The sequence below is a fragment of the [Leptolyngbya] sp. PCC 7376 genome (genome assembly GCF_000316605.1).
In the GTDB taxonomy this organism is placed as follows: Bacteria; Cyanobacteriota; Cyanobacteriia; order Cyanobacteriales; family MRBY01; genus MRBY01.
In genome coordinates this window covers 4,939,979-4,961,788 of sequence record NC_019683.1, presented here as the reverse complement: position 1 = coordinate 4,961,788, position 21,810 = coordinate 4,939,979, and the positions used below count along the sequence as shown (strand labels likewise).

At 45.4% G+C, this 21,810-nt stretch carries 13 protein-coding genes, 2 tRNA genes, 3 rRNA genes and 6 pseudogenes; 17 read left to right on the top strand and 7 right to left on the bottom strand.

The window, feature by feature from the left end:
• The first annotated feature begins 4 nt into the window (after positions 1-4).
• The gene (locus LEPTO7376_RS22220; protein WP_015136251.1) at positions 5-415 is read left to right on the top strand and encodes a hypothetical protein; all 411 of its coding nucleotides are present in this window, start codon (positions 5-7) and stop codon (positions 413-415) included.
• 76 nt (positions 416-491) lie between these two features.
• Positions 492-1,187 (top strand): annotated as a pseudogene (locus LEPTO7376_RS25385) (IS1 family transposase).
• A gap of 163 nt (positions 1,188-1,350) precedes the next feature.
• Here LEPTO7376_RS25385 and LEPTO7376_RS28165 read toward each other — a convergent pair.
• Positions 1,351-1,809 (bottom strand): annotated as a pseudogene (locus LEPTO7376_RS28165) (transposase).
• An 87-nt stretch (positions 1,810-1,896) separates the two neighbouring features.
• Here LEPTO7376_RS28165 and LEPTO7376_RS22205 point away from each other — a divergent pair.
• Complete coding sequence (locus LEPTO7376_RS22205) at positions 1,897-2,196, top strand: transposase family protein (protein WP_051188845.1); 300 nt, start codon at positions 1,897-1,899, stop codon at positions 2,194-2,196.
• Between the two features lie 71 nt (positions 2,197-2,267).
• Here the strand turns inward: LEPTO7376_RS22205 and LEPTO7376_RS22200 are convergent.
• The 3 genes and pseudogenes from LEPTO7376_RS22200 to LEPTO7376_RS22185 form a co-directional block, all read right to left on the bottom strand.
• Positions 2,268-2,843, bottom strand: a pseudogene (locus LEPTO7376_RS22200) (IS982 family transposase); the annotation flags it as partial.
• 6 nt (positions 2,844-2,849) lie between these two features.
• Positions 2,850-3,718: pseudogene (locus LEPTO7376_RS29350) on the bottom strand (IS630 family transposase).
• Between the two features lie 54 nt (positions 3,719-3,772).
• Positions 3,773-4,111, bottom strand: coding sequence for a transposase family protein (locus LEPTO7376_RS22185; protein ID WP_051188843.1), 339 nt, complete (start codon positions 4,109-4,111; stop codon positions 3,773-3,775).
• A gap of 62 nt (positions 4,112-4,173) precedes the next feature.
• Here LEPTO7376_RS22185 and LEPTO7376_RS22180 point away from each other — a divergent pair.
• The 8 genes and pseudogenes from LEPTO7376_RS22180 to LEPTO7376_RS24075 form a co-directional block, all read left to right on the top strand.
• Positions 4,174-4,719 (top strand): annotated as a pseudogene (locus tag LEPTO7376_RS22180) (IS982 family transposase); the annotation flags it as partial.
• 29 nt (positions 4,720-4,748) lie between these two features.
• Positions 4,749-4,879: pseudogene (locus tag LEPTO7376_RS29345) on the top strand (IS630 family transposase); the annotation flags it as partial.
• Between the two features lie 480 nt (positions 4,880-5,359).
• A 16S ribosomal RNA gene (locus LEPTO7376_RS22175) occupies positions 5,360-6,847 on the top strand.
• A 122-nt stretch (positions 6,848-6,969) separates the two neighbouring features.
• Positions 6,970-7,043: transfer RNA gene (locus LEPTO7376_RS22170), tRNA-Ile, on the top strand.
• A 51-nt stretch (positions 7,044-7,094) separates the two neighbouring features.
• Positions 7,095-7,170: transfer RNA gene (locus LEPTO7376_RS22165), tRNA-Ala, on the top strand.
• 193 nt (positions 7,171-7,363) lie between these two features.
• Positions 7,364-10,183: ribosomal RNA gene (locus LEPTO7376_RS22160) — 23S ribosomal RNA — on the top strand.
• A gap of 83 nt (positions 10,184-10,266) precedes the next feature.
• Positions 10,267-10,384: ribosomal RNA gene (gene rrf / locus LEPTO7376_RS22155) — 5S ribosomal RNA — on the top strand.
• Together the 16S, 23S and 5S rRNA genes with 2 tRNA genes alongside form the textbook arrangement of a ribosomal RNA operon.
• Positions 10,385-10,535: 151 nt before the next feature.
• A complete protein-coding gene (locus LEPTO7376_RS24075) occupies positions 10,536-11,468 on the top strand; it encodes a GAF domain-containing protein (RefSeq protein WP_015136249.1) in 933 nt (310 codons plus the stop codon).
• Here LEPTO7376_RS24075 and LEPTO7376_RS22145 read toward each other — a convergent pair.
• Positions 11,455-12,345, bottom strand: coding sequence for a 4-hydroxybenzoate solanesyltransferase (locus tag LEPTO7376_RS22145; protein WP_015136248.1), 891 nt, complete (start codon positions 12,343-12,345; stop codon positions 11,455-11,457). The two genes, LEPTO7376_RS24075 and LEPTO7376_RS22145, sit on opposite strands and share 14 nt — an antisense overlap.
• Before the next feature lie 77 nt (positions 12,346-12,422).
• Here LEPTO7376_RS22145 and LEPTO7376_RS22140 point away from each other — a divergent pair, with 77 nt between their 5' ends.
• The 6 genes from LEPTO7376_RS22140 to LEPTO7376_RS22115 all read left to right on the top strand — a co-directional run bounded on the left by LEPTO7376_RS22140 (position 12,423) and on the right by LEPTO7376_RS22115 (position 18,231).
• A complete protein-coding gene (locus tag LEPTO7376_RS22140; RefSeq protein ID WP_015136247.1) occupies positions 12,423-14,063 on the top strand; it encodes a Ppx/GppA phosphatase family protein in 1,641 nt (546 codons plus the stop codon).
• 126 nt (positions 14,064-14,189) lie between these two features.
• Positions 14,190-15,299 carry a threonine synthase gene (gene thrC, locus LEPTO7376_RS22135; RefSeq protein ID WP_315861600.1) on the top strand — a complete coding sequence of 370 codons (1,110 nt, stop codon included), beginning with the start codon at positions 14,190-14,192 and terminating at the stop codon, positions 15,297-15,299.
• 133 nt (positions 15,300-15,432) lie between these two features.
• Positions 15,433-15,999 carry a hypothetical protein gene (locus LEPTO7376_RS22130; protein ID WP_160148553.1) on the top strand — a complete coding sequence of 189 codons (567 nt, stop codon included), beginning with the start codon at positions 15,433-15,435 and terminating at the stop codon, positions 15,997-15,999.
• A gap of 12 nt (positions 16,000-16,011) precedes the next feature.
• Entirely contained in the window at positions 16,012-16,497 is a 486-nt protein-coding gene (locus tag LEPTO7376_RS22125; protein WP_015136244.1) for a M67 family metallopeptidase, read from the top strand.
• Between the two features lie 82 nt (positions 16,498-16,579).
• Positions 16,580-17,155 carry a CAP domain-containing protein gene (locus LEPTO7376_RS22120; protein ID WP_015136243.1) on the top strand — a complete coding sequence of 192 codons (576 nt, stop codon included), beginning with the start codon at positions 16,580-16,582 and terminating at the stop codon, positions 17,153-17,155.
• Positions 17,156-17,196: 41 nt separating this feature from the next.
• Positions 17,197-18,231, top strand: a complete 1,035-nt coding sequence (locus LEPTO7376_RS22115) for a hypothetical protein (RefSeq protein ID WP_015136242.1) — start codon at positions 17,197-17,199, stop codon at positions 18,229-18,231.
• Between the two features lie 23 nt (positions 18,232-18,254).
• Here LEPTO7376_RS22115 and nblS read toward each other — a convergent pair whose 3' ends face one another.
• Together nblS and purD are read right to left on the bottom strand one after the other, a co-directional pair.
• Positions 18,255-20,246, bottom strand: a complete 1,992-nt coding sequence (gene nblS / locus LEPTO7376_RS22110; protein ID WP_015136241.1) for a two-component system sensor histidine kinase NblS — start codon at positions 20,244-20,246, stop codon at positions 18,255-18,257.
• Between the two features lie 68 nt (positions 20,247-20,314).
• On the bottom strand, positions 20,315-21,580 hold the full coding sequence (gene purD / locus LEPTO7376_RS22105) for a phosphoribosylamine--glycine ligase (RefSeq protein WP_015136240.1): 1,266 nt from the start codon (positions 21,578-21,580) through the stop codon (positions 20,315-20,317).
• Positions 21,581-21,810 lie beyond the last annotated feature (230 nt).

The window sequence follows — 21,810 nt, the reverse complement described above, 5'->3', positions numbered from 1 at the left end:
TGCGATGCGTCACCTCGCCCAAGTTCAAATCAACCCCTTAACAGGTCATCAACAGTTACTCATCCTCGCCCATGAACAAGAGGATGGTAGCTGGGAACTTGGCGATCGTCTAGAAATTAGCTTTGAACTCGGCTCCTTTGCTGTTGGGATGCTAGTCATTGTGAAATTAAGCGAAGAAAACAAGATTATTAGTATCCATAACGCCACAGATTGGTTATTAGACGTTGTGAAACAACATTTTGCAAAAGGAGTGATCACTCCTGATTTTCTCCTTAAGGAGCAGGCAAAAATAGAAACATGGCGGCAGGAGATTACCTCTCAAAGCCAAGACTTAACCCGTCGTCAACTTGAAATAGAGACCCGTCGCGAACAATTAGAAGAGCTGGAAAAGAAACTTGCTAACCAGGATTGCTGATTTTTCTAAGAAGATTTGTCCCCATAACTAGAGTTGGCGTTGCAGAATAGAGGTATGAATGGAGGTTGTTGACTCAATGGAATGTCCAGAATGCCAATCTACTCATATCCGTAAGAATGGAAAAGAAAAAAGGCAAACAGAATCACATCTGTGTAGATTGCGGTCGTCAGTTTATCGACCACTATAGTCAGCTCGGCTACTCAAATGCCTTCAAACGTGAATGCCTCAAAATGTATGTCAACGGTATGGGCTTTCGAGCCATTGAACGGGTGAAAGGAGTGCACCACACTACCGTCATCACTTGGGTCAAACAAGTCGGTGCATTGCTGCCTGATGCTTATGAACCGGAAGAGATGCCTCAGGTCGGGGAACTCGATGAACTTCAAACATTCGTCGGTGCTAAAAAAACAAGGTCTGGCTCTGGACAGCAGTAGACCACTTTCAACCAGGTATTCTTGCTTGGACTATTGGTGACAGAAGTGCAGAGACATTCAAGCCACTATGGGCAATCGTTAGTCTCTGGAGATGCTTCTTTTACGTCACAGATGGCTGGAAAGTTTATCCCATCTTTGTACCCGATGGGGACCAGATTGTCAGTAAGACCTATATGACTCGAGTCGAAGGAGAGAACACTCGATTGCGGCATTATCTCGCTCGACTCCATCGAAAGACCTTATGTTATTCAAAGTCTGTGGAAATGTTAGAGCATTCGATTCGATTGCTGATTCACTATCTCAAGTTCTGGGATGTTCCTATCCCTCGACCCTCATAGATTCATACCTCAATTCACCAACGCCCTAGAGTTAAATCATATTTTGTTGAGATGCTGTGTTTTAAGAAAATGCGATATAAAAACGCTTTATTGTTGTGGTCCTCAACCGAAAATACATTACCTTGAAGCTTTTCGTGCTTTTGTATAGCAGTGGACAAAAGGATTATGATGCGTTGGCATAAAGAGCCGTATCTATTGCCTCTCTGAGAGAGAGACTATATTTGAGTTGTTTTCGGATACGACTTTTCAACAAAGACCAGCACTGTTCACTTCTGTTTAAATCTGGTGAAGAGGGAGGCAGATACCACACTTCACATTGTTCCTTTGCCAAGATTGCTGCAATCCTTCCTCCTTTGTGGAAAGTGGCATTATCCAAAATCAACACCTGATGAGGTTTTAATTCCGGTAGGAGACAGTTTTCTCACCACACCTCGAAAACATTGCGATTGCAAGAGCCTTCCACAGGAAAAGGTGCAAACTGTTTGCCTTGACTCCATGCCACAATCATATTGACTCTGCCACGACGATTGCCTGATTTGAGGCCATAGAGCCGTTCACCTTCAGCTATAGCCAAATCGTAGTGACGATCTCGTCTATCCATTCCTGACTCATCGCAATACATAATTTGTTCTGGTTTTAGGTTTGACCTCTTGCAAAAGGGGTGAGAGTAGGTAAAAAAGAGGAAAGTATCAGAGCCATAGCGATAAAAATGCCAACTTACGAACAGCTCCAACATTTATCTCCAGAACAATTCAGGAGAGCCTGTGGAGTTAAACTTCAGACTTTCAATCGTCTGGTAGAGGTCCTAGCAGAAGCTAAAGCAAAGCAAAAACCCGGTCGTCCCAGTGTTTTATCCCTGGAAAATCAGTTACTCCTCACCTTGGAATATCCGAGGGAATATCGCACTTATTTTCCTATCGCTCAATCATGGGGCATTCATGAATCAACAGTTTGTCGCATGGTGCAAAAAACAGAGAACACACTCATCAAAGAAACCGATTGCCACTGACCCGGCATAAAACAGCTCCATGGTTCAGAAGAGTTATCTCTAACGTGAGTTCTGGATAAGGAATGATAGGTCTAATCAAGCTGTAAAGAAGGTTTTTTGGGTTGATGGCAGTAAGCAATCAGCCCACACAGCAAGTTCACACAAAAGTTTGTGGGACTGCGATGTCGGGAATGTTCAATCTGTGAGATGTTCTTCAGTTGGTCAATAACTGTCTCAATCAAAGCCCGCTTACGAGCAAAAAGTTTATCTTGATAAACCATCAAATGATGCTTCATATTTCGACGAGGTTTAGCCATTAGGGTCACCTCATGTTCCTCTTGAAGATGCTGGGCTAAAGATTGTGAGACATAGCCTTTATCGGCAAAGACTTTACCCCATAAGTCTTGCCATAACTCCACTACAGGTTGGCGGTCATCGGTATTTCCGAGCGTCACTTGGACGTTGAGTAATTCTCCTCGCTCATTGATGACCAGGTGTAGTTTGAAGCCGAAGAACCATCCCACCGAAGTCTTGCCCCTTGCCGCGCAACCTTCAAAAACACGGTGTTGAGAGATACGGCGATTATGGCAAACCTTGATGCTGGTGGCATCAATGAAGCTAATACCAGTGCATTGTCCGAAGCATCGTCGCAGATATAGCAGCGAAGGAGAAGGTTAGGACATAGAACAGAAGGCTATTCTGATGGCATCGAACAAATCCTCAGTCTTCTTGATGAGCTTACTTACCTCCTTCTTTAACCTCCCCAAAACTTCTCTATCTTGTTCAGGTGTGGTGAGTAGGGTGGCAAAAATATCACTTCACATCCTGCCTTCGCCACCAATGTTTGTATTCTTTCCTTTGGATGAACACTGGCATTATCCAGAATAATAATTTGACCCGGAATCAACTCTGGCACTAAGCAATCCTCTACCCATTGGCAAACTAAGGCGCTGTTGGCATAGCCCTCAAATACCATCGGTGCTATCTGCTCTCCCTCTCGCCATCCTCCAATCACGCTAACTCGTTCTGTACGATGACCTAACTTCTCTGCGATAAACCTCTCTGACTTATGGCAGTAGCCATACCCATAATCTAAGGTATTATCAAATCCACTTTCATCGATATATACGAGTCGTTCTTGGCCATACTGCTTCAGTTGTGCCACAAATGCTTTTTCTAATTCTTTATCTCTCTCTTGATATCGATAGGTCTTTTTTTCGAGTAAATTCAATTTTCCGTAGAGCTTCACGTCTGGATGCATCACTAATAGACTCTGGCCATTTCTCCGCCATTTCCTTCTGGGTTAGATGCCCATATTCCTCTGCAAAAGCACGAAAGCATCTAGATCATTAATCTTCGGTTGAGGGCCTCGACGGTAATCTGTCTTCGGAGCGACTGAACCGATTTTCTCTCGTCGTTTCAGCCACAGGTCTAGCGTATTTCGGCTAATACCAAAGAAGCGACAGATATCACTTTTTCGTTCACCTTTATCGAAGGCGGCAACAGCTTTTAGGCGTAAATCAAGACTATGGGGAGCAGGCATGGCATCTATGTTTATTGCTTCTATCCTATTCTGTCTTAACCCACTCCTTGCCTGCTATAACTCTTCTGAACCATGGAGCCGTTTCATGCCGGGTAAGTGGCAATCGGTTTCTTTGATGAGTGTATTCTCTGTTTTTTGCACCATGCGACAAACTGTTGATTCATGAATGCCCCATGATTGAGCGATAGGAAAATAAGTGCGATATTCCCTCAGATATTCCAAGATGAGGAGTAACTGATTTTCCAGGGATAAAACACTGGGACGACCGGGTTTTTGCTTTGCTTTAGCTTCTGCTAGGACCTCTACCAGACGATTGAAGGTCTGAAGTTTAACTCCACAGGCTCTCCTGAATTGTTCTGGAGATAAATGTTGGAGCTGTTCGTAAGTTGGCATTTTTATCACTATGGCTCTGTTACTTTCCTCTTTTTTTACCTACTCTCACCCCTTTTGCAAGAGGTCAATGCACAGGTATTAGTTTCATTGATGCCACCAGTATCAAGGTTTGTCACAATCGCCGCATCTCTCCACATCGCGTTTTTGAAGGTCATGCCGCTCGAGGTAAAACCTCTGTGGGTTGGTTCTTTGGTTTCAAACTACATCTGGTTATCAATGACCATGGCGAATTACTCAATGTTAAAATCACGTCTGGCAACACCAATGATAGAAAGCCGGTAGTGGAGCTTTTGAAAGAGTTATCGGGAAAAGTCTTTGCTGATAAAGGTTACGTCTCTCAACCTCTGGCACAGTATTTACAAGAAGAATATGATGAGAGGCTTCTAGCTAAGCCTCGTCGCAATATGAAGAATCACCTGATGCTTTGGCGTGACAAAGTGCTGGCTCGTAAGCGAGCTTTAATTGAGACAGTCATTGACCAACTGAAGAATATTTCTCAGATTGAGCATTCCCGCCATCGCAGTCCTGGCAATTTTTATGTCAACTTGCTGTGCAGTCTCATCGCCTACTGTCATCAGCCCAAGAAACCTTCTCTTCAGCTTGATTAGAACCTTTATTCCTTATCCTGAACTCATGTTATTTACCTCCTTATTCACCAGATTTAAACAGTGCTGGTCTTGGTTGAAAACTCGTATCAGAAAGCAACTCAAATATCGTCAATCTCTCAGAGAGGCAATGGAGATGACTCTTCGTGATGCTACGTCTTAACTCTTTTGACCCCTATAGCTAAATACCAACCGACTTAAAAGCCCCCCTATTGTCTATCAGAGTAGGAGGGCTTTATTGGAATAAAGGATATTTTGGTTAATCTTAGATTTCAGGAGTCTTTTGCTGCGAATCCGAGAAATTTTTGTCCCCAGCAACCCTTTACTGTGGCTGTATTCCAGCCTTGTAATCCAGGAATGTCAAAATATTTTCTTGAAAAGGAGTTGACATTGCCGGGTAGTGTGGTTAATATAGTTAAGCGCGGTTGAGAGAGACGCACTGAACCGACGCCCCGAACCGAGACAAAAGAATAATTTGAAAGTGACTATCCGCCCCCTTGTTTTAACAAGATTATAACAAGTGAAACGGTAAGATTGAAAAATTTATGCCGTAGGACTTAGTTAAAGGATAAAAGAGAGCCTTTATAAAAACATCTCTTATTAGGAGGAAAGAAAGCTTCTTTATGGAGTGAGTAAAGAATCTAACATGGAGAGTTTGATCCTGGCTCAGGATGAACGCTGGCGGTATGCCTAACACATGCAAGTCGAACGAAGTCTTCGGACTTAGTGGCGGACGGGTGAGTAACGCGTGAGAATCTGCCTTCAGGATGGGGACAACAGTTGGAAACGACTGCTAATACCCAATATGCCTACGGGTAAAACTTATTTGGCCTGAAGATGAGCTCGCGTCTGATTAGCTAGTTGGTGGTGTAATAGACTACCAAGGCGACGATCAGTAGCTGGTCTGAGAGGATGAGCAGCCACACTGGGACTGAGACACGGCCCAGACTCCTACGGGAGGCAGCAGTGGGGAATTTTCCGCAATGGGCGAAAGCCTGACGGAGCAATACCGCGTGAGGGAGGAAGGTTTTTGGATTGTAAACCTCTTTTCTCAGGGAAGAATTTTGACGGTACCTGAGGAATAAGCACCGGCTAACTCCGTGCCAGCAGCCGCGGTAATACGGAGGGTGCAAGCGTTATCCGGAATTATTGGGCGTAAAGAGTCCGTAGGTGGTCATGCAAGTCTGCTGTCAAAGCCCACAGCTTAACTGTGGATCGGCGGTGGAAACTGCATGACTTGAGTACGGTAGGGGTAGAGGGAATTCCCAGTGTAGCGGTGAAATGCGTAGATATTGGGAAGAACACCGGTGGCGAAAGCGCTCTACTGGACCGTAACTGACACTGAGGGACGAAAGCCAAGGTAGCGAAAGGGATTAGATACCCCTGTAGTCTTGGCCGTAAACGATGGATACTAGGCGTTGTCTGTATCGACCCGGACAGTGCCGAAGCTAACGCGTTAAGTATCCCGCCTGGGGAGTACGCACGCAAGTGTGAAACTCAAAGGAATTGACGGGGGCCCGCACAAGCGGTGGAGTATGTGGTTTAATTCGATGCAACGCGAAGAACCTTACCAAGATTTGACATCCCGTGAACTTTCCAGAGATGGATTGGTGCCTTCGGGAACACGGAGACAGGTGGTGCATGGCTGTCGTCAGCTCGTGTCGTGAGATGTTGGGTTAAGTCCCGCAACGAGCGCAACCCTCGTCCTTAGTTGCCATCATTAAGTTGGGCACTCTAGGGAGACTGCCGGGGACAACTCGGAGGAAGGTGGGGATGACGTCAAGTCATCATGCCCCTTACATTTTGGGCTACACACGTACTACAATGGTCGGGACAAAGGGCAGCAACCCCGCGAGGGCAAGCGAATCTCATCAAACCCGGCCTCAGTTCAGATTGCAGGCTGCAACTCGCCTGCATGAAGGAGGAATCGCTAGTAATCGCAGGTCAGCATACTGCGGTGAATCCGTTCCCGGGCCTTGTACACACCGCCCGTCACACCATGGAAGCTGGCAACGCCCGAAGTCGTTACTCTAACCGTTCGCGGAGGAGGGCGCCGAAGGCAGTGCTAGTGACTGGGGTGAAGTCGTAACAAGGTAGCCGTACCGGAAGGTGTGGCTGGATCACCTCCTTTTAGGGAGACCTAACCTATTCGATTCCGAAAGCAAAAAGCAATTAAGAACGAGTAAGGTCATCTCGAAGGTCGTGCGAGGGGGAATAACGGAAGTCATTTTCAAATTATAGGTTCGTGGAAATGGGCTATTAGCTCAGGTGGTTAGAGCGCACCCCTGATAAGGGTGAGGTCCCTGGTTCAAGTCCAGGATGGCCCACTTATCAAATCAAGTTTTTGAGTGTTACTTGGAAACAGTTGATAAACAAATGGGGGTATAGCTCAGTTGGTAGAGCGCCTGCTTTGCAAGCAGGATGTCAGCGGTTCGAGTCCGCTTACCTCCACCAAGACCACGAAATTGATATCAAATTAGCATCTGCACTGTCTGATGGACATTGTTGAATGCTGAAAGAGATTTCAGCAAAGCACCTTGAAAACTGCACAAAAGAATAAAAGATAGTCGAATACAATAGCTAGGTAGGAAAGTATTAAAACAATCCGAAATAATAGCCAAGAGTCTGACCTCGATTGAATGAGAAAGGTCAAGCTACAAAGGGCTAACGGTGGATACCTAGGCACACAGAGGCGATGAAGGACGTGGTTACCGACGATATACTCCGGGGAGCTGGAAGCAAGCATTGAGCCGGAGGTTTCCGAATGGGGCAACCCTTAGTACAGTCATCTGAATATATAGGATGATATGAGCCAACTCAGCGAACTGAAACATCTTAGTAGCTGAAGGAAGAGAAAGAAAAATCGATTCCCTTAGTAGCGGCGAGCGAAGCGGGAACAGCCCAAACCAACTGTTTCGACGGTTGGGGTTGTGGGACAGCAATGTAGACTGTGAATGTTAAACGAAGTAGTTGAAAGCTACACCATAGAAGGTGAAAGTCCTGTAGTTGAAAATTGAAACAGCTTAGCTGTATCCCGAGTAGTACGGAGCACGTGGAATTCCGTATGAATCAGCGAGGACCACCTCGTAAGGCTAAATACTCCTGTGTGACCGATAGTGAAACAGTACCGCGAGGGAAAGGTGAAAAGAACCCCGGAAGGGGAGTGAAATAGAACATGAAACCGTTAGCCTACAAGCAATAGAAGGACGATTTAACGTCTGACTGTGTGCCTGTTGAAGAATGAGCCGGCGACTTACAGGCTGTGGCAGGTTAAGGTGAAAAGCCGAAGCCAAAGTGAAAACGAGTCTGAATAGGGCGAAAGTCACAGTTTGTAGACCCGAACCTGGGTGATCTAACCATGGCCAGGATGAAGCTTGGGTAATACCAAGTGGAAGTCCGAACCGACTTCTGTTGAAAAAGGAGCGGATGAGCTGTGGTTAGGGGTGAAATGCCAATCGAACCCAGAGCTAGCTGGTTCTCCCCGAAATGTGTTTAGGCGCAGCGGTTAGTTTCCTTATGCAGGGGTAAAGCACTGTTTCGCTGCGGGCTGCGAGAGCGGTACCAAAGTGAGACAAACTAAGAATACTGCATAATATTTAACCAGTAAGACGGTGAGGGATAAGCTCCATCGTCGAGAGGGAAACAGCCCAGACCGCCAGCTAAGGTCCCAAAATAATTGCTAAGTGATAAAGGAGGTGGGAGTGCATAGACAACCAGGAGGTTTGCTTAGAAGCAGCAATCCTTGAAAGAGTGCGTAATAGCTCACTGGTCTAGCGCTCCTGCGCCGAAAATGAACGGGGCTAAGCAATTTACCGAAGCTGCGGGATATATCTATCGATGTATCGGTAGGGGAGCGTTCTATACGGTGTGAAGCATTAGCGGCAAGCAGATGTGGACTATATAGAAGTGAGAATGTCGGCTTAAGTAGCGAAAATATGTGTGAGAATCACATACCCCGAAACCCTAAGGGTTCCTCCGGAAGGCTCGTCCGCGGAGGGTTAGTCGGGACCTAAGGCGAGGCCGAAAGGCGTAGTCGATGGACATGAGGTTAATATTCCTCAACTCCTGTGTGGGAGCATAATTATGACGCATGAAAGATAGCTACACCCTTAATGGATTGGGAGGAGGTTACGACCTCCGTGTAGTCAAGGATAGTGCCTAGAAAAGCTAATTATGTGTTGAAAGCATAGGACCCGTACCCGAAACCGACACAGGTGGGGTGGTAGAGTATACCGAGGGGCGCGAGGTAACTCTCTCTAAGGAACTCGGCAAAATTGCTCCGTAACTTTGGGAGAAGGAGTGCCACCGAGAGGTGGTCGCAGTGAAGAGGCCCAGGCGACTGTTTACCAAAAACACAGGTCTCTGCAAACTCGTAAGAGGAAGTATAGGGGCTGACGCCTGCCCAGTGCCGGAAGGTTAAGGAAGTCGGTTAGCTTCGGCGAAGCTGACGACTGAAGCCCCGGTGAACGGCGGCCGTAACTATAACGGTCCTAAGGTAGCGAAATTCCTTGTCGGGTAAGTTCCGACCCGCACGAAAGGCGTAACGATCTGGGCACTGTCTCGGAGAGAGGCTCGGCGAAATAGGATTGTCTGTGAAGATACGGACTACCTACACCTGGACAGAAAGACCCTATGAAGCTTTACTGTAGCTTGGTATTGGGTTCGGGCTTTGTTTGCGCAGGATAGGTGGGAGGCGTTGATATATTCCTCGTGGGGAATATGGAGCCAATGGTGAGATACCACTCTAACAAGGCTAGAATTCTAACTTTAAACCGTGAAACCGGTGAAAGGACAGTATCAGGTGGGCAGTTTGACTGGGGCGGTCGCCTCCTAAACGATAACGGAGGCGTACAAAGGTTCCCTCAGGCTGGTTGGAAATCAGCCATTGAGTGCAAAGGCATAAGGGAGCTTGACTGCGAGACCTACAAGTCAAGCAGGATGGAAACATGGTCTTAGTGATCCGACGGCACTGCGTGGAAGGGCCGTCGCTCAACGGATAAAAGTTACTCTAGGGATAACAGGCTGATCTCCCCCAAGAGTTCACATCGACGGGGAGGTTTGGCACCTCGATGTCGGCTCATCGCAACCTGGGGCTGAAGTAGGTCCCAAGGGTTGGGCTGTTCGCCCATTAAAGCGGTACGTGAGCTGGGTTCAGAACGTCGTGAGACAGTTCGGTCCATATCCGGTGTAGGCGCAAGAGTATTGAGAGGAGTCTTCCTTAGTACGAGAGGACCGGGAAGGACGCACCGCTGGTGTACCTGTTATCGTGCCAACGGTAAACGCAGGGTAGCCAAGTGCGGAGTGGATAACCGCTGAAAGCATCTAAGTGGGAAGCCCACCTCAAGATGAGTACTCTCATGGAGTTAATCCAGTAAGGTCACGGGAAGAACACCCGTTAATAGGCATTAGGTGGAAGTATGGCAACATATGCAGCCGAGATGTCCTAACAGACCGAGGGCTTGTCCTTAAATCAATCAAATCAGACATCTAACGTAATCGATACATATCTAATTCTTTGTGCAGTCTTGAGGGTGTGAATACACACCACTGCTTGGTGTTTCTAGCATAGTGGAACCACTCCGATCCCATCCCGAACTCGGCTGTGAAACGCTATTGCGGCGACGATACCTCTGGGGTAGCCCATCGGGAAAATAGCTCAATGCCAAGCTTCTCTTCTTTATATAAAACTGAATATATCTAATTAGGCTCTCTATCAGCTTTGATAGGGAGCTTATTTGTTTTTGAATGTCGATTGAGCAAAGACTAATTTTCTTGGGAAACGTATAATCAATTTGTAGTGTTTTGAGCTGTCCTAATTAATGAATCTAGAGTCTAATATTCCGGCTGATTCTCTCTATTTTGAGAGATTGCAGCAGGCTTGTGAATTACAGGATGGCTTGATGGTAACTTTTTTGTCGATGGTGACAAGATCGTCAGGAAAATTATTATTGCGTTCAATATTACGTCAGACATTAGAAGGCTTAGCTAAGTTGACTTTTGCGGAAGAAAGCAGCTTATTTTGGTTGGATGAGCAAGGTTATGTCGCTGAAAGTATTTTGGCGCGCGGAATTGCGATCCGTGAGCAAAAGGAAACGGTGGTTGGTCAAGTTCTGGAAAATGGTTTGGCTGGATGGGTATATCGCCAGAGGGAGATTGGTGTCATAGAAGATACTGCAGCGGATGATAGATGGTTGGAATTGCCCTATCAACCCTATGATGCTAAATCGATTTTATGTTTTCCGATTATGCGAGGGTCTCATTTACTTGCGATCGCCACATTGATGCATTCAGAAATTGGCTTTTTCAATCAAGAGAAAGCTAAATTAATTGAATTATGTGCAACAAAATTAGGGATGGTTTTGGATTTGTTGCGAGTGCAGATTCGGCCAGCTCAAGAGATTCCAGAACAAAAACCTGATAGAGAGGAAACTGACGAATTTAAGTCGATTAGTCAGTTCGTTTTATCTGAAGATGGCAAGCTAATCTCTGCGGATCCCCGTCTAGCTGAGCTGTTTAATTATGAATCCCATGAACTAGTTGAGATTAACTCATTTTTTGATCTCGTTGCGGATACTCATCAAGAAGCTTTTGCGAAAAAGATGGCGGAATGTTTTGAAGGGAAACAATCACAATTATTGGTAACGTTTCGAGGTCTCTCAAAAGAAGGACAATCACTAAAAGTAGAGTTTTATGGTTATCGGGCGAAATTATTTGGGAATGTCGCGATCGCCGCTCGTATTAAGGTGCTGTAAACAGAGATCCTAGGATCATACCGATTAGCAAAATGAACCCAATGGTGACGTTTTGCGCAAACATTTTGCCGTATTTGAAACGAGGTAAATTGCTGCGGCGTAATTGCCAATATTGGTAAAACCACAATCCCACGGAGATCGCCCATGTGATGCCATAAATGGATAAATTTAATGCAAGGGTTTGACCGAGTATTGCCAAACAGGTTGCCGTGCCCACATAAAATAAACCGACAGCTTCTGGGGCGAATTTCCCAAAAAAGATGGCACTAGAATTAATGCCAATTTTGAGATCATCTTCACGATCTGATAAAGCATAAATTGTGTCGAAACCCAATGTCCAAAGGACTGTTGCTCCCCATAACAGCCATGTTGGTGTACTCAGATTTTTCGTGACAGCACTCCAACTGATAAGAACGGCAAAGCCCCAGGCGATCGCTAACACTAGCTGAGGGACAGGGAACACTCTTTTAGCAAGAGGGTAACAAACAATAACAGGGACAGCACCGACGCAGAGCCAAAAACTTAGAGGGTTTGTCCAAGGATTGAAGTAGAAAGCTAATCCTGCTGCACAGAATAATGAAACGAAGGCTGTGGCAATACCAACTTTTACCGTTAAAGCTTTGGATGCGAGGGGACGTACCTTTGTCCGTTCGACCTTGGGATCAATATCTCGATCCCATAAGTCATTAATCACGCAACCTGCTGCACTTGTGGTGATGGCGCCCAAAATAATCACGAGGACCAACAATGGATCGGGCTGAGCCTCTGCCGCTAGAAAAACGGCCCATAAGGCTGGAATAATGAGGATTAGACGACCTGCGGGTTTATCCCACCGTAGGAGACGAATAATTTTTTGCCATGTTGGTTCTGTCGCCATAAAACTTTGCAGAGGATCAATGAAAATATAGGGTAATCCCTAATAATAGAGATTAGCAAACTAACGCCGAACAACCTATGACGACTTCCACTTATCAACTTCAAACGAATTCGAAGCAGTTTGCGAATTTTACGGAGGCGGAAGATTGTACGTTGGCCGCGATTGATATCGGGACTAACTCGATTCATATGGTGATTGTCAAAATTCAGCCTAGTTTGCCTGCTTTTACAATCATTGCTCGCGAAAAAGATATGGTGCGTCTCGGTCACCGCGATCGCCAAACCGGATATTTAACGAATGAAGCAATGGAGCGATCATTAAAAGCACTCCATCGTTGCCAAACTCTCGCGAAAAGTTTTCAGGCAGATTCTTTAGTTGCCGTTGCCACGAGCGCAATGCGTGAAGCCCCTAATGGACGAGAGTTTTTGCAGCACATTGAAACAGAATTACAGCTCAAAGTGGATTTGATTTCAGGTCAGGAAGAAGCTCGCCGTATTTATCTTGGCGTTTTATCTGCTGTTGATTTTAATCGTCAGCCCCGTTTACTGATTGATATTGGGGGTGGGTCAACAGAGATTAGTTTGGTTGAAACTCATGAAGCACGGTTTCTCAGTAGTACGAAAGTGGGGGCTGTTCGTTTAACTCAAGATTTTGTGTCAACTGATCCAATTTCAGATCGAGAATTTATAACCCTCAGTGCTTATATTCGAGGGATGTTAGAGCGTCCTATTGAGGAGTTGAGGGAGCACCTTCAGCCGAGTGAAGTGGTGAAAATGATTGGTACATCAGGCACCATCGAAACTCTGGCAGAAATGCACGCGATGGCGAAGCTCGGATCGACACCGAATCCAATTCATGGCTATAAGTTTTCGTTGAAGGGTTTAGATCAGTTAATCAAGCAAATGCGAGAGCTTAACTATCGTGAGCGGTCGAATTTGCCGGGTTTGGCGGATAAGCGAGCTGAAATTATTCTCGCAGGGGCGATCATCCTCCGAGAAGCGATGGATTTGCTGGGAATGTCGGAAATAATGCTCTGTGAACGGGCACTGCGGGAAGGGGTAATTGTTGATTGGATGTTATCCCATGGGTTTATTGAAAGCCGTCTGTCTTACCAAAGCTCGATTCGGGAACGGAGTGTCATGGCGATCGCCAAAAAATATCGAGTTAATTTGGACTGTTGTAAACGGACAGCAAAATTTTCATTAGAAATTTTTGATCAGTTGCAGGGAGTTTTGCATAAGTGGGATACAGAAGTTCGGGAAATGCTCTGGGCAGCAGCAATTTTGCATAATTGCGGTTTGTATATTAGTCACTCTGCCCACCATAAACATTCCTACTATTTAATTCGGAATGCTGAACTGCTTGGCTTCAATGAAACGCAGCTAGAGATTGTGGCGAATTTTGCCCGCTATCACCGCAAGAGCAAACCAAAAAAGAAACATCACAGTTATCAAAATCTGACAAGTAAGTCAGAGCGGCAAATGGTTTGTGAGCTGAGTGCCATTATGCGTTTGGCTGTTGCCCTAGACCGTCGGCAAATCGGGGCGATCGCCCATGTGAATTGTTCCTATGATGCCAAAGCTAAACATTTAACCCTGAACTTGATTCCGTCCCATAACGATGATTCTTGTGAGTTGGAGTTATGGAATTTGCAATATAAAAAAGAAATTTTTGAAGAAGAATTCGGCGTGACTGTTAGCGCAAAATTGCAAATGTAGTCCTATCCTCAAAAAATAAATAAATATCAGGCGATCGCCATTTCACTAGCCGCAACTAACCCCTTGCTGTTAACCTTTAGGAAGATTTCGTCTGATTGAATACACTTTAAGAATAAAATTGTGGTTCTGAGTACTCCCGCATTAGATTTGAGCAACCAAGTATTTCCAACCCAGCCTGCCGCTCAATGGCCTGGTTTGATCGAAGCATATCGACAATATCTCCCCGTTACAGAGAGCACCCCGGTCGTTACCCTCCTCGAAGGCAACACTCCCCTCATTCCAATTCCGAGTATTGCTGCTGAAATTGGTCGTGACGTACAAGTTTATGCAAAATACGACGGCCTAAACCCCACTGGTAGTTTCAAAGATCGCGGCATGACTATGGCGATCACCAAAGCCAAGGAAGCTGGGGCGAAAGCGGTAATTTGTGCAAGTACTGGAAATACATCTGCGGCTGCGGCTGCTTATGCTCGTCGTGCGGGATTACGCGCCTTTGTTTTGATTCCTGATGGTTATGTTGCGCTTGGTAAATTAGCCCAAGCCTTGCTTTATGGTGCTGAAGTAATTGCCATCGAAGGGAACTTTGATGATGCGCTCAGTATTGTTCAGCAGATGTCTGAAAGTTATCCTGTCACCCTTGTAAATTCAGTTAATCCCTATCGCTTGCAAGGTCAGAAGACCGCTGCTTTTGAAGTGGTTGATAATCTTGGTGATGCACCTGATTGGCTCTGTATCCCCGTTGGTAATGCGGGTAACATTACAGCTTATTGGATGGGTTTCTGTGAATATCATGAACTGAATAAGACAACAAAACTCCCGAAGATGATGGGTTTCCAAGCGGCTGGAGCTGCACCGTTTATTCAAGGCGGTCCCGTCAAAAATCCTGAGACATTTGCAACAGCAATCCGCATTGGTAATCCAGTAAACTGGGACAAAGCCCAAGGCGTTCGGGCAGCGAGTCAAGGCGAGTTTAACGCGGTTACAGATGAAGACATTGTTGAGGCTTACCGAAAGCTTGGAGGCAATGAAGGGATTTTCTGTGAACCTGCGAGTGCCGCTTCTGTGGCAGGTCTATTAAAAGTGAAGGATCGCGTACCTGATGGCGCTAAGGTTGTTTGCGTCCTAACGGGTAATGGTCTCAAAGATCCAGATTCGGCGATCGCCCACAGTTTGAGTAAAGGTCAAACTGGAATTCCTGCGAATATTGAAGCCGTTGCGAAAGCGATGGGATTTTAGGAAAAGGTTTAAGACTTCTTCAGAAAAGACCTAAAAATTTAGAAAACCCTCACAAATAAGTAATTCTCTCTCTAACTTTAGGGAGGGAATTTGGGTACTATAAGGCCAAACAATTTGCTCCCCTATGACTGGCATGATGTATTGGTCTAAATTCTTTAAGCGTTGCTCGATTCTCTCGGTCTTGGCGATCGCCACCGCATTACCCTTCAAACCGGCACAAGCAGAATCAGTCTTTGAACCCTATAAACAAACGATTCGCGAGCAAATTCCCGTAGGTTTATCGTTGCGCTTGCCCGACAAAATTTTGTTGAGCGCGACTGAGCAACAAGAGATTGATAACTTTACTGTACGGGTTTTTGTAAGCCAGAACCCCAGCCGTCTCACCCTTAGTTTACATTCCTGTCAAGCCAGTAATAATCCTTGTCTTCTTGGCAGCTTTATCACAGAAAATAAGAATAGCTCTCCAGCCCAGTCCGAATTGGCGCGCCACAAGAATCAAGGCATTCGTATTACTCTCAAGGATGGGGTCTTAGGGTATGTGATCGACAGTGATCAACCCCAAAGTGCCAGTGCTTTTGCGACGGTAATGTGGTCTCAAGATAATATGATTCATACTTTGAGTTTTCCCCAGCGTGAACGCCAAAATATGCTCTATATGGCGCTATCTATGGCAAACTCAGACTCGATTTTCCGTCCCTAAAGGAGCTTTTTAATGCTCAAATTGCAGCCAGAGCATTTAGAACAGCTTCATCTTCATGCCCATGAATGTTACCCAGAAGAATGCTGTGGACTAATGCTTGGCCAGCGAATAGAGGACGTTGTGCAAGTAGTTCAACTATGGCGAACCGAAAATAGTTGGACTGCTGATTTTTTGATGTCGGAATCCTCAAAAACAAGAACTAATTTATCCAACACAAACTCCAAGCCTTCTCGTTTAAATCGATTTGCGATCGCCCCGATTGAGATTCTCCGTGCTCAAAAATACGCTCGAAATGAAAATTTAGAGATCATTGGCATTTACCATTCCCACCCTGATCATCCCGCTATTCCCTCCGAATATGATCGCCAAATTGCATGGCAAATGTATTCTTACTTGATTATGTCTGTTACAGCACAGCAAGTCTCTCAAACCCTTAGCTGGCGGCTAAATGATGAGCAACAATTTCAAGAAGAACCTGTGGCGATCGCCGACAAATAGTCATTCCAGATCCGGATTTTTACAATAGAAAGAAGGATGCTTTGATTAAGACTCACAATAAAAATTGTTTGGTAACTAAATAATGAGACAGCCTTGGATTGTACGACTCATCATCCCTTTACTTTTCTACTTTGGGAGTCGTGTCGTACTAAACCGGACAGAAAATGCTCCTCAAACTCAACAGCCGACTTCACCCATTACTGCGCCACAGACTGCGGTTTCACAATCATCAGCTCCATCAACCCAGAAACTTCGTCATCCCTCTACAGCGCAGATTGAAACCGAGATTCACGCACAAATTAATACTTATCGTCAGAGCCGCGGTTTAAGCCCTCTCGAATTGGACTATCGGATTATTGATGAGTCTCGTAAATTCAGCGGCAAAATGGCGTCTGGCGCAGCTGAATTTTCCCATGATGGTTTTGATCAACGTGCTGAAAACCTAGAAAAGAAAGCCCTCAAGTATGCAAGTGTCGGTGAAAATCTGGCCCTCTTACAAGGCTATGAAGACTTGGCGACTACAGCTGTGGAAGGCTGGATTGACAGTCCGGGACACCACGAAAATATTATTGGTGACTATCATCTGACGGGCATTGGCGTCGTAAAAAATGAAGAAGGTGTCTATTATTTCACACAGCTTTTCCTGAAGAGACAGTAATGATTTTGTAAATAAAAGGGCTCCTCTCTTCAAACTGAAAGATGTTAAATCCCCATTGTTTTGTGGCGGATAAACAAATTGAATTTTCGATTATTGCACCATTTAGATCGTCCTGGTCTGCGTCAGAAACCTGGCTAAAAAGTCTTTTGATGCAAGGTCATCATCAACTTACAGAAGTTATTTTAGTCTTGCCTGAAATGGATGCTAGTGAATATCTAAAAAGCCAATGGGAAAAGCTTTTAGACTGTTATTACGAAGAGATTGAGAGCTCACCCTATCGTTTTTCTTTTCTTACTGCGATTCAGGGCGATGATGCCTCAAGCTTTAATGGGGCATTGAACGAAGCAGTGCGTGTGGCGAACGGGGAATGGATTTATATTTCTCAGACTGATAATCAACTTTTTAAATCAGCATTTTTTGAGTTTACGGCAGCGATTAAAGAGGCTCCTGATATCGAACTTATTTCTTGTCGGTTTAATCGTCTGAACGATGAGCAGCAGGTGATTGAAAAATCTCCAATGTTAGAGTCTGAAGGCTTTGTGACAGAAGCATTTAAATATCATTTCCTGTATCAAAATCCTTTAAGGTTTGGATCGACTCTTTTTCGGAAATATCTTTGGTATAGTAGCGGCGGCCTAAAGCCTGAACTGGCTGATGCTGCGTTGTGGGAATTACTGCGACGGTTAGCCCATGGTTGTTTTCGATGGTTTTATGTACCGCGTTCAATTTGTAATGTGGCATTCGATGAAGAGACGGGTCAGCTTTTTCGTCATAGTGGTCAACTGTCTCAGTCTTTTCTAAAGTTGATTGGATCACGCCATGCTTGCTATTCACGCCAAGAAATGGATTTGGCTCAGCAGGCGATCGCCCGTCAACTGTTCCAGTACATTAATAATTGCTTCCAAAATTATCAGTACGCCCAAGGCTACAATCTGATTTTCGAGCTACTGCAAAGTATTAATTTGGGCGATCGCCAATGGCTAGATTGCTTACGGAAAATGGATAAAAGCCAGATTCAGTATAAGCAGGAAATTTTTAATATTATTCAGGTGATTAACCGACGTTGCCTAATTTAAACAGCTCTCATTAAAAAGCAACCTTAGGACAGAGTTAAATCCATTGCCTGTGTTTGAGACTCTGGCAAGGCTACTTGAGGCGTCGATAACTCAAACCAAAATGTTGTGCCAATACCGACCTCACTAATTAAATTAATGCGGCTATTGTGCTTCTCAATAATATTTTGAACAATTGAGAGCCCTAAACCTGTACCTTCCAAGGTATGAACGCGGTTCTCGACCCTAAAGAAACGGTCAAAAATTGCCTCTTGGTCTTCGGGGTCAATGCCGATGCCAGTGTCCGCAATTTCAATTCTCACCGTATCGTCAACAGAAGGTAATGTATAAGCCTGAATCACAATCTTGCCGCCATCTTTAGTGAATTTGAGGGAATTCCCCACTAAATTTGTCAGCACCTGTAACAACAGATCGTAATGCCCTAAAACCTGAGGTAACTCAGGGTCAATGCAATAGGCTAATTCAATGCCTTGATCGCGGGCGTTTAATTGATAAGTCCGCAAAGTCTGTTCGATAGGCTGAACAAGATCAACCGCTTCTAAGTTGTAAACCCGAGAAGATTCGAGACGCGATAAATCCAAGACGTCATTTACTAATCGAGTGAGGCGATCGGTTTCGTGATTCGCGGTGGCTAAAAACTCTTGCTTTTCAGTTTCAGACAGATCTTCTCCATATTCGTGGAGCGTCTCGATAAAAGATTTGATATTAAATAGCGGGGTGCGTAGTTCATGGGAAACGTTACTAATAAATTGGCTCTTGGCTTTATTGAGCTCCGCTTCTTTCGTGATGTCCTGCACCGTCATCGCGATGCCTCGTACGCTACCTTTCGTGTTATCTGTGACCTCTGTCAACAGAATACGGACAGTTTTTGGCTCAATCGATTCATCTAAATCATTGAGGTTAATTTTAAATTCGTTGCCGCGTATGTTTTCAGAACCCTCTGAGGGAATGGAATGGTGCTCAATTGCGAAGTCTGAGTCTGGATTTTCACCTGCAGCAATTTGGAAGAGTGGCTTGGTGATTTGAGTGGTAACGGATGCGGGTAGGTGATATAAAACCGTTTCTCCGGCGATCGCCTGTTCATCCCAATTAAAGATTTTCTTCGCGGTGGGATTGACCAAAATTACCTTGAGATCCGTGTCGAGAAGTACTGCACCATCCGCAATAGTGGCGACTAATGTTTCGAGTTTTGCCTTTTCGGATGTCAGCTCATCAATATTTTGTTCTTGATAACTTTCGAGACGCTCTGCCATCTCGTTAAAGTTCAAAATTAGCTCTCCTAATTCGCCACCAAACGGTAGATCAATCCGCTGCTGAAAATTCCCTGTTGCAATATTTTTGACCCCATCGAGCAATTCTTTAATTGGCCGAGTAATCGTTAAAGCATTGAAAACCCCCCCCAGAATGACCATCACCCAAATAAAGACGAACACCGCAAGGGTGACATCGCGAGTGAGGTTAGAAGAAGCGACAACGGTGGCATTGGGATTAATGCCAACTACCATTACGCCTAAATATTTGTCATTTTGGTGGAGCGGCACAAAAACATCAGTCACTTCACCATTGGGAGTGGCATGCTGCTTGGAGATGGGGCGATAACTATCTGGTGCATAGTCATCAGGTGGGGTGATGCGGCGGGCGATTGTTAGACTATTCTGAATTTCTGCTTCGGAATAGGGAATGCCATAAAAGATATCGCCATCGACATTGGCATAAATCAGGTAACGAACACTCTCTGTGCTGTTGTAAAAACGCCTTGTAAATTCGGCTAAATCGTTAACACTACCCGAAGCCACAAGGGGCGAGACATTGGCTTCTAATAAAAGTCCCAAGTCACTACCGAAACGAGTGTCGTTTAGCTTGGCATCCTGTTGGATAGAGTTCACTGCCCAAAAAGTAAAGCCACTCATCAAAAGCGACACAGCCAGGGTCCCTGCCGCCATGAGCTTGGTTTGGAGGGTGAATTCTGACCACCAGCGGGAGATGATGTCGCGGAGTTTGGTGATGAGGGTTAGCAAGGTACTTTTTGGGAAATAACAGCAGTTGGGTTGTTTATATTAAATACAATGTAACGTTTTGTTGCAAATCATGCTTTCTTGAGGCGATGTCCGATATCACTTCGATAGTAAATTCCTTCGAAGTTTACGTTCGGGATGGCTTGGTAAACATTGGTGATCGCCTCATCGAAAGTTTTACCGAGGCAGGTAACCCCGAGCACACGTCCACCATTGGTTACAAGCTTTTCTCCTTCTAATTTTGTCCCAGCATGGAAGATTGTCGCCTTAAGACTTTCTGCTGCTTCGAGACCTGTAATTACTTTGCCTTTTTCATAAGCACCTGGATAACCGGCCGAAGCTGCTACAACGCAGACTGCGCTTCCGTCATACCATGTCAGCGGTGGGAGTTCAGCTAAGGTTTGATTAACGCAAGCGAGGAGCACTTTGTCGAGGGGCGTTTCGAGGAGCGGTAAAACGGCTTGGGTTTCTGGATCACCGAAACGGCAATTAAATTCGAGAACTTTAATTACGCCGTCCGGGCTAATCATCAAACCTGCATAGAGGATGCCGCGATAATCGATGCCTCGGGCTTGTAAGGTTTTTAAGGTTGCTTCGAGGACATCGACTTGGACTTTTGCCATCACATCCGGTGGCGCAAGAGGAGTGGGAGCATATACGCCCATGCCACCCGTATTTTCGCCCGTATCTCCTTCTCCAATTTGTTTGTGGTCTTGGGAAGGCAAAAGTGGGCGAATACTTTTACCGTCACAGAGCGCCAATACGGAAACTTCCTGCCCAATTAAAAATTCTTCGACGACGAGGGTGTCATAGCCCTGTTCCCAGAGTTTGTCGACGGCAGCGATCGCCTCATCAGTTGTTTCTGCGACGATTACCCCTTTACCCGCAGCGAGACTATCTGCTTTCACGACAATCGGGGCACCTTGAGCTTGGATGTAATCTTTGGCTGCTTGGGGGTCTGTGAATGTTCCAGATGCTGCAGTAGGGACACCTGCCTCGTCCATTAGAGCTTTTGCCCAAGCCTTACTCGCCTCAATAATCGCGCCTTCTTTTTTCGGGCCAAATACAGGAATTGATTTCTCAGCGAGGAAATCGGCTAAACCCATTGCTAAAGGGACTTCTGGGCCAACAACAACAAAATCAATGGTTTGATCAGTGCAGATTTTGGCAATTCCTTCGAAATCATCGACAGCGATCGCCACATTCTCACAATTCTCTAGCGTTGCAGTGCCACCATTACCCGGAGCGCAAACCACCACATCGACATTTGGAGACTGGAGTAACTTCCAGGCGATCGCATGTTCTCTACCGCCACTACCGATCACTAATATCTTCATTCTGATTGTCTTTTATTCCTATCGAAAAATTGCCCAATATATTTTACCGAAGGACTTGCCTAGTCCCGTAGAATTGGGGGGATTCTGCTGTCCAAAGTCTTGTTTTAGTCACAGTTCTTAAAGTCATAGAGGTCTATACTCCAGCCTTAAATTAAGCTTGTATAGTTCTGCTCCAGAAAAATTGTTTATCGCGACATCATGTTGTAAAGAGCAAGGCGATCACCCTTATT